The organism is Acinetobacter sp. YH12052 (assembly GCF_013419835.1).
In the GTDB taxonomy this organism is placed as follows: domain Bacteria; phylum Pseudomonadota; class Gammaproteobacteria; order Pseudomonadales; family Moraxellaceae; genus Acinetobacter; species Acinetobacter amyesii.
The window spans coordinates 1-5,674 of record NZ_VOZI01000040.1 but is presented as its reverse complement, the minus strand read 5'-3'; the positions used below and the strand labels follow the sequence as shown (position 1 = coordinate 5,674).

Here is a 5,674-nt window from a genome sequence, read left to right as displayed (position 1 = left end):
TAAGACCCTATGAATTGAAATTCAAGCGGGTAATATGCTATCGTGTTTTTCATGAAATGCGCACTTACGACTTGGATTTCATCCAAGTCAAAGTTTGCGTAAGGGGAATCCCCTTAACCCCAAAAAACTGCTACGCAATTTTTTAAAAGCAAAAGCATCTCAAGGCGACTGCATGGCAATCTATCATTGTTCAACTAAAACAGTTAACCGAAGTTCAGGACGAACTGCGGTTGCATCAAGTGCCTATCGTGCAGGTGAAAAACTAGAAGATGAACGCACAGGATTGACCCACGACTTTACGAGAAAAGACGGTGTCGCCCATTCCGAAATTATCTCAAATCTCGATGTCGAAATTGACCGTAGCCAACTTTGGAACTTGGCGGAAAAATCTGAAAACCGCAAAGATGCCCGAACCGCTAGAGAATGGGTCATTGCCCTACCTGATGAATTAGACGCAGATCAACGTAAGGACTTGGCAAAAGACTTTGCCAGGTCCTTAGTTGATCGCTATGGCGTGATTGCAGATTTAGCTATCCATGAACCCAGCAAAGGCGGAAATGATAAAAATCATCATGCCCATATCATGCTGACCACCCGAAAGGCTGAATTAGACCCTGAAAATAATCTGATTTTGACAACAAAGGCAGAGATTGAACTCAGCAACGCCAAAAGAAAGACCCTCAACATGGGTACAACCCAAGAGGACATTAAACAAATTCGGGCAATGTGGGCAGACTTAGCAAATCACGCTTTGGAACAAGCAGGACAACAGCAAAAAATTGACCACCGCAGCTATGCCGATCAGAACAACGGACTGCAAGCCACGATTCATGAAGGGACTTCGGTCACTCAATTACGCAGAAAAGGCATCGGCACCGAAATCAGCCGTTATAACGACAAGGTAAAACAGCACAACGCCCAATACCTGAATCAAAAAGAACAGCACAAAGAAACCACGCTACAGCGTGGCTTTAACCGTGTTGAGCAAGGCTTTGACCAATGGCAAAAAGACCAAGAAGCCAAACGCCTAGAGCTAGAACGCCAAGCGGAAAAACAGCGAGAAATGAAACGAGCCGAGCAAAAGGCATCACCTAATTTGAATAAAGGCGGATGGTCACGATGAGCAACCAAAACGATGATTTAGACGACCAGTTATATATTTTATTGGCATCCATGAAGGAATACAGGGAAGCCATAGCAGACGATAACAAGCGATTAGAGGCGTTTTACAACAAAGTGGCTAGCGGGATATTAGAGCAGAGCAAAAAAAACCTAAATAACGCAAATCAGGAAGCTACACGCGCCCTTCAAGGACGTATTCAGGAACTAGACAAGGCTACTGATAAACTAAACTATAGATTTATTGCCTTGTTATGTGCAATTTTCCTCAGTCTGGTACTGGTTTTTCTTTCTTTCATATTTTTATTCATTCCAAGTTTTGATGAGATCAAAGAACGTCGTGCAGAAGCAGCTTGGCTAGAACAAAGATATAACCTAGATATTAAAAACTGTAATGGTAAATCCTGTGTCCGGATCATGAAAAATGACTGTCACGGACCAAACAAAGATTATTGCGTGATTGACCCTAAATAATGCTTTTTAAAGCGGAGCTGCAATCCAATAACCGTGGTTAGCGCAAACATCAGGAATAGGGTCAGTAATAGATCGAGGTTTCGTTGGGTACTGGCCTCCACCAAGTCTAATTTCATCACCTACAAAAACTTTATGATTATTAAATTTGTTGGTAATACTGATCCTACCGTCACTTGTATATTCTAACTCGCTGCTACTAGCCCAGATAATAAAAGGGCTGGTATCACTGTTTAGACGAATACAACCATGTGGATCTAAATGTAATTTGCCACCTGCAAGTGAAACCATATAAGTCTTCACTTCGGGACTTTGCTTGATAAAAAATACTGGTTTTACAGGTTCTATAATATTAGAAACTAAAGCAGGCTTTGCCATGCAGCCAGTAAGCACAGAAATAATGAAAAAACTTTGGGCTAAATTATATATTTTCATAGTCAACCAAGTTATGAGATGGGACAGTACTTTGCTTGGTTTCTTTCGTTATTCAATTTATACCGGTGCACGCAAAGTGGCTCGACTTTGAAACATGGCTAAAGCCCTATTTCAAAGCATCGAGCAAAATTTTAATTAAACACGTTTCAATGCCATGATATGACGAACCATCTCGTTAATATGCTGTTTTGTTTCATCATCTTGAGAACTTAGCCAAGTTACAACATCCGCATCAAAAGCTTTTGCTTGAGCAATCGCATGGCGTTCTTGTAATTTTTTCACGAAGTTTGGTTTTACTACTGGCGCATTGGTAGGGTCAAAATTTTTATAGCGTTCTAATTCATTTTGCATGGTTATACCTCCGCTTTTGATTGTGTGATGGCTCAAAAGCAGTAATGATTCTTGCAACATCACCACGTTCGACCCAAACCACTGTTAGTAGTCTACCACGATTGCTTAGACCGATTGATATCAACCGTTGTTCGTCATAATGACCAAGATCGTCAAAGGACATCAGCTCTGGATCAAGAAAAACGCTACATACTTCTTCAAAAGTAATTTCACGCCCTCGATAGACTATTTCCATTTTTTTATCGTGCCATTCAAATAGCAGACCGTAATACTCAATCAACGGCATCTTTAGCCTTTTCCCTAGATTTACAACCTTCTAAAAGTCTACTTAGAGGGTTTCACTTATTCAATAACTCATTAATTTAAATGGGTTCTAACATCTAAGTTTCGTATAACCGCCATTATGTTAAGTCAGGCGAAGACTCACTTAAAACAAGAGCTTTAATTTTTACGGCTTTTTCGAAATGATCTAATTTATGTTGCATGATCCACCAATTGGCTGCTTCCATTAAAAGCTCAGGATTATCATTCTTATTCTTGAAAAAAGCATAGAAAGATAAACCTACGCTATCTCCTTTTTTGTCAATTTTTTCATTACATCCATGAATAAATATTTCTCTTAACTCTTTTCTCATATTTTTAACTTTCTCTAAAATTAACATAATACACCTTATACGAAATGCTGTATAATTATCCTTATAATTCAACGCTGTAGTTTCTAGTTTATAGCCCGAGCATCCCTGTTCGGGCTTTTTTTATGATTTTTCATGTTCCACGCCTATTCTTTGATCAATGTTTCACAACTTTGATTAGCTCCATTAAATAATTAAAACCTAGATAATAAGAACCGAGCGAGTGTCTACGAGCGATTGAGCATCATCAAAATTTCACGCTCGCCTTTTCTCTGATTACAAGCTCCCTTTCGATTTTAAACGGTAGGTACAGAGCATCCCGAATGGGTGCGAACTTTGGAGCTTTTGCTTTTCAAAAAGTATGAGCGAAGCGAATACATTACCAATGCTTTTGCTTTTAGATTCCACAAACAGGATTAACCAAAAACTGCCCCACGAAGCGAGGAACGAGCTTCAATAGAGTACGAGCTTTAGCGAGTACATAGGGCAGTTTTAATAGTTTTTCCCTTTTTAATAGTTTTAATAGTTTTAATAGTTTTAGACAGCATGAAAGCCTTATATAGCAATACTCTTCAGCCTCATACAACGACAGATTTACCCTTATACAACGACAGATTTACCCTTATACAACGACAGATTTACCCTTATACAACGACAGATTTACCCTATATAACGACAATAAAAAATAATGTTGTTGTTTTAATTAACGCTTTTATAATATAGTGTCGTTTTATTGCAGAAAAATAATCCTTAAACCAAATGAAAAATGATCTAGTTATAAAAAGTAATACTCTTGTTGAAGCTTGCTTTAATCTCAGTTTGACTGAATATCGAATACTACATGTAGCCTTCACTGAATTAGCTGAATATGAAAGTGATAAAGGCTTATTCCACACACGAGAATTTAGAGTATATGCAAAAGATTACTCCAAGCTATTTAATACTGATGAATCCGATGCTTATAAGGTATTAAGGGATGCAAGTGAGCGATTATTTAACCGTTACTTCACGTATGATCGGGTCTATCAAAAACCTGATTTTATAGAATGTGTTAAATCGAGATGGGTACAAAAAATTAGTTATGCAGATACGCAGGGATATATTAAATTTCAGTTAGCCGATGATGTTTTTAGCATGATTGGACAACTGAAAGATTGTTTCACACGATATAGATTATCTAAAACAGCCCAATTAACGAGCGTTTATGCTATTCGCCTTTATGAAATGATGATTCAATGGCAAAGCACGAAAGTTGTTCCAGTAATAGAATTAAATACGTTAAGAGAACGCCTTGCTATTGAGGAGCATGAATATCCTAGAGTCTATGATTTTAAGAATCGTGTCTTAGACCCTGCTATTAAACAAATTAATAAATATACAGATATCACAGTAAGTTACGAACAACACAAGCAAGGACGTATCATTTCTGGGTTTTCATTTAAGTTTAAGCAAAAAAAAGACGATAAACCTAAAATTAATACTAAGCGTGACCCTAACACCCCTGACTTTTTTATAAAAATGACCGATGCACAACGCCATTTATTTGCCAATAAAATGTCAGAAATGCCTGAAATGAGTAAATATTCAAAAGGTACAGAAAGCTACCAACAATTTGCTATTCGTATCGCTGACATGCTTTTAGAGCCTGAAAAATTTAGAGAACTTTACCCATTTTTAGAGAAAGCAGGATTTAAATCATGATGCAACTGGAGAACCTAACAGCCAATTTTCAAGGCGTTCAAATTGAGTATACCGACATCGTTAATTATGAAATTGCGAGGGAGAATATCTGCGGTTATATCTTTCTATTATCCCGAATATCCCAGAATGCAGAACCCACTGAAAAAATGCAGATGGAAAGCAAAATAGAGGACTTAATTTACTATCGGGATAATTTGCAGATCAAGGATAAAGTAAATATCCAAAAAGTCTTAAATGAGCTAATTCCAGAGTATAAAGCCGAACAAGAAAAGCAAAGAGCTAAGAAAAATTAGGCTTTCTTCTTAACTTTACTTTTTTGCTTAGGCTTAACAGTAAATTGCTCTCCCAAAGCCTTGCCTTGTTTAAAAGTGACAATTTCCTTAGCTTCAATTTTAAGTTTTTCGCCAGTTTTAGGATTGTGTCCCATTCTTTCGGCACGCTGTTTTACTTCAAAAGTCCCAAAATCAACTAATCGGACATTTTTATCTTCAACCAGGGCTTCTGTAATGACTTCAAGAACAGAATTAAGAACAACTCTTGCTTCATCTTGATTAATATTTAATTTAGGTGCTAATTTGGCAATTAAATCGGCTTTATTCATAATTAATTGTCCTCAATATTTGGTAAGTCAAAAAGCTGTCGATCTCTATTTTCTGTTAAATATTCGTTGAGTTCAGCGAGTATTTTTTCTTTATTGGCTTCATTTGCCTGCATTTTCTTAATCAAGTAAGAACCGAGCAAAATTTTACGCCGAGTATCATCCTTGCGCTCCTGTTCTTTCTTTTTGGTACGTTCTCTTGCTTCAATAGCCTGTTTCTGTGCTTTTAACTGTTTCAGCTTCTCTAACTGGGCTTCAATTTTCTTTTCGATATTTTCAGCAGATTTAGTCATAACGGTTAATTTCGGAATATAGAAAACCACTCAAGCATAAGACCCTATGAATTGAAATTCAAGCGGGTAATATG

10 protein-coding genes are annotated in these 5,674 nt (G+C 37.2%); 4 read left to right on the top strand and 6 right to left on the bottom strand.

All coding sequences use genetic code 11. From position 1 onward, the window contains the following. The first annotated feature begins 172 nt into the window (after nucleotides 1-172). Nucleotides 173-1,123: a MobQ family relaxase gene (mobQ, locus tag FTU06_RS16410; protein ID WP_180064299.1), complete on the top strand. Its 951-nt coding sequence runs from the start codon at nucleotides 173-175 to the stop codon at nucleotides 1,121-1,123. After that, complete coding sequence (locus FTU06_RS16405; RefSeq protein WP_180015776.1) at nucleotides 1,120-1,593, top strand: hypothetical protein; 474 nt, start codon at nucleotides 1,120-1,122, stop codon at nucleotides 1,591-1,593. The genes mobQ and FTU06_RS16405 overlap by 4 nt, the downstream gene beginning before the upstream one ends. Nucleotides 1,594-1,599: 6 nt before the next feature. On the opposite strand, the gene FTU06_RS16400 is transcribed toward FTU06_RS16405, so the two are convergent. From FTU06_RS16400 to FTU06_RS16385, 4 genes are all read right to left on the bottom strand, one after another. Then, nucleotides 1,600-2,025, bottom strand: a complete 426-nt coding sequence (locus tag FTU06_RS16400; protein WP_179991870.1) for a hypothetical protein — start codon at nucleotides 2,023-2,025, stop codon at nucleotides 1,600-1,602. 135 nt (nucleotides 2,026-2,160) lie between these two features. Further along, a complete protein-coding gene (locus FTU06_RS16395) occupies nucleotides 2,161-2,376 on the bottom strand; it encodes a hypothetical protein (protein ID WP_004811702.1) in 216 nt (71 codons plus the stop codon). Beyond that, a complete protein-coding gene (locus tag FTU06_RS16390) occupies nucleotides 2,366-2,662 on the bottom strand; it encodes a BrnT family toxin (RefSeq protein ID WP_111886105.1) in 297 nt (98 codons plus the stop codon). Before FTU06_RS16390 ends, FTU06_RS16395 begins: the two co-directional genes overlap by 11 nt. 115 nt (nucleotides 2,663-2,777) lie before the next feature. Next, nucleotides 2,778-3,011: a DUF6500 family protein gene (locus tag FTU06_RS16385; RefSeq protein WP_180012408.1), complete on the bottom strand. Its 234-nt coding sequence runs from the start codon at nucleotides 3,009-3,011 to the stop codon at nucleotides 2,778-2,780. Nucleotides 3,012-3,767: 756 nt separating this feature from the next. Here FTU06_RS16385 and repM point away from each other — a divergent pair. Then, a complete protein-coding gene (repM, locus tag FTU06_RS16380) occupies nucleotides 3,768-4,709 on the top strand; it encodes a replication initiation protein RepM (protein ID WP_087554602.1) in 942 nt (313 codons plus the stop codon). Then, nucleotides 4,706-5,002, top strand: coding sequence for a hypothetical protein (locus FTU06_RS16375; RefSeq protein ID WP_159516833.1), 297 nt, complete (start codon nucleotides 4,706-4,708; stop codon nucleotides 5,000-5,002). Before repM ends, FTU06_RS16375 begins: the two co-directional genes overlap by 4 nt. Here FTU06_RS16375 and FTU06_RS16370 read toward each other — a convergent pair. Continuing rightward, a complete protein-coding gene (locus tag FTU06_RS16370) occupies nucleotides 4,999-5,310 on the bottom strand; it encodes an HU family DNA-binding protein (protein WP_159516832.1) in 312 nt (103 codons plus the stop codon). The two genes, FTU06_RS16375 and FTU06_RS16370, sit on opposite strands and share 4 nt — an antisense overlap. Nucleotides 5,311-5,312: 2 nt before the next feature. Further along, entirely contained in the window at nucleotides 5,313-5,600 is a 288-nt protein-coding gene (locus FTU06_RS16365; RefSeq protein WP_159516831.1) for a mobilization protein, read from the bottom strand. Nucleotides 5,601-5,674: the final 74 nt, after the last annotated feature.

What these genes read in the sequence shown, in the direction of transcription:
- mobQ (WP_180064299.1), top strand. Translation starts at nt 173, where the DNA reads ATGGCAATCTATCATTGTTCAACTAAAACAGTTAACCGAAGTTCAGGA.
- FTU06_RS16405 (WP_180015776.1), top strand. Translation starts at nt 1,120, where the DNA reads ATGAGCAACCAAAACGATGATTTAGACGACCAGTTATATATTTTATTG.
- FTU06_RS16400 (WP_179991870.1), bottom strand. Translation starts at nt 2,025, where the DNA reads ATGAAAATATATAATTTAGCCCAAAGTTTTTTCATTATTTCTGTGCTT.
- FTU06_RS16395 (WP_004811702.1), bottom strand. Translation starts at nt 2,376, where the DNA reads ATGCAAAATGAATTAGAACGCTATAAAAATTTTGACCCTACCAATGCG.
- FTU06_RS16390 (WP_111886105.1), bottom strand. Translation starts at nt 2,662, where the DNA reads ATGCCGTTGATTGAGTATTACGGTCTGCTATTTGAATGGCACGATAAA.
- FTU06_RS16385 (WP_180012408.1), bottom strand. Translation starts at nt 3,011, where the DNA reads ATGAGAAAAGAGTTAAGAGAAATATTTATTCATGGATGTAATGAAAAA.
- repM (WP_087554602.1), top strand. Translation starts at nt 3,768, where the DNA reads ATGAAAAATGATCTAGTTATAAAAAGTAATACTCTTGTTGAAGCTTGC.
- FTU06_RS16375 (WP_159516833.1), top strand. Translation starts at nt 4,706, where the DNA reads ATGATGCAACTGGAGAACCTAACAGCCAATTTTCAAGGCGTTCAAATT.
- FTU06_RS16370 (WP_159516832.1), bottom strand. Translation starts at nt 5,310, where the DNA reads ATGAATAAAGCCGATTTAATTGCCAAATTAGCACCTAAATTAAATATT.
- FTU06_RS16365 (WP_159516831.1), bottom strand. Translation starts at nt 5,600, where the DNA reads ATGACTAAATCTGCTGAAAATATCGAAAAGAAAATTGAAGCCCAGTTA.